The sequence below is a fragment of the Methylobacterium marchantiae genome, from assembly GCF_042679825.1.
GTDB classification, from domain to species: domain Bacteria; phylum Pseudomonadota; class Alphaproteobacteria; order Rhizobiales; family Beijerinckiaceae; genus Methylobacterium; species Methylobacterium marchantiae.
Genome location: NZ_JBHTND010000078.1, coordinates 1 through 1,031, shown reverse-complemented (window position 1 = coordinate 1,031; position 1,031 = coordinate 1). Strand labels below are relative to the sequence as shown.

The window sequence follows — 1,031 nt, the reverse complement described above, 5'->3', positions numbered from 1 at the left end:
TGTGAGCTTTCAGGAGGTTGTCCATCCGGTCTGAACCGAGGAGGCTGGAGTTGCGAGGCTTCAGCTATGTCGGAGAGACCGGATGAACATCCATCAGAATGCGCGCTTGATGCCGTCGGGTCGAGAGCGACTGGTTCGGCTTGCCCGGAGCGGGCTCGCTCTGACGGCCGTGGCCGAGACGATGGGGGTGTGCGCCAAGACGGTGCGCAAGTGGGTGGCCCGCTTCGCAGCCGAGGGCGCCGCCGGGCTGCAGGACCGCTCGTCGCGACCTCACAGGCTGCACCGTCCGACCCCGGCCCAGACGCGGGAAGCCATCGTGGCCTTGCGTCGGCAGCGTCTGACCGGGCAGCAGATCGCCCGTGATCTGGCCGTCTCGCCCGCCACCGTCAGCCGGGTGCTGCGCCGGCAGGGTTTGAGCCGCATCCACAACCTCGAACCGCCCCCGCCCGTCCAGCGCTACGAGCGCGAGCGGCCGGGCGAGTTGATCCACATCGACATCAAGAAACTCGGCCGCTTCGAACGCGTAGGCCACCGCATCACCGGCGAGCGAACCGGCCAGAGCAAGAGCCGCGGGATCGGCTGGGAATACCTGCACCTGGCCGTCGACGATCATTCCCGGCTGGCCTACTCGGAAATCCAGCCGGACGAGAAGCGCGGCTCCTGCCTGACCTTCCTCTGCAACGCCCTGCGCTTCTTCCGCAGCCACGGCATCACTGTCGAGCGCGTGATGACCGACAACGGGTCGGCCTTCAAATCCAGACGGTACACCAAAGCCTTGCGATGGCTGGGCATCGCCCACAAACGCACCCGGCCCTACACCCCAAAGACCAACGGAAAGGTCGAGCGCTTCGTCCAGACGTCCCTGCGCGAATGGGCCTATGCCCGCGCCTATGACACATCCGATCAGCGCGGCGAGGAACTCCCAGCCTTCCTCTTCCGCTACAACTGGCAGCGCCCTCACATGGGCATCAACCGACAAACACCCATCAGCCGACTCCGCCTCTCCGAGGACAACCTGTTGATGCTCCACA

At 65.9% G+C, this 1,031-nt stretch carries 1 protein-coding gene; it reads left to right on the top strand.

What is annotated here, in order from left to right:
- Nucleotides 1–82 precede the first annotated feature (82 nt).
- A partial coding sequence (locus tag ACFQ4G_RS21885; protein WP_379041115.1) for an IS481 family transposase occupies nucleotides 83–1,031 on the top strand: 949 nt, incomplete at its 3' end.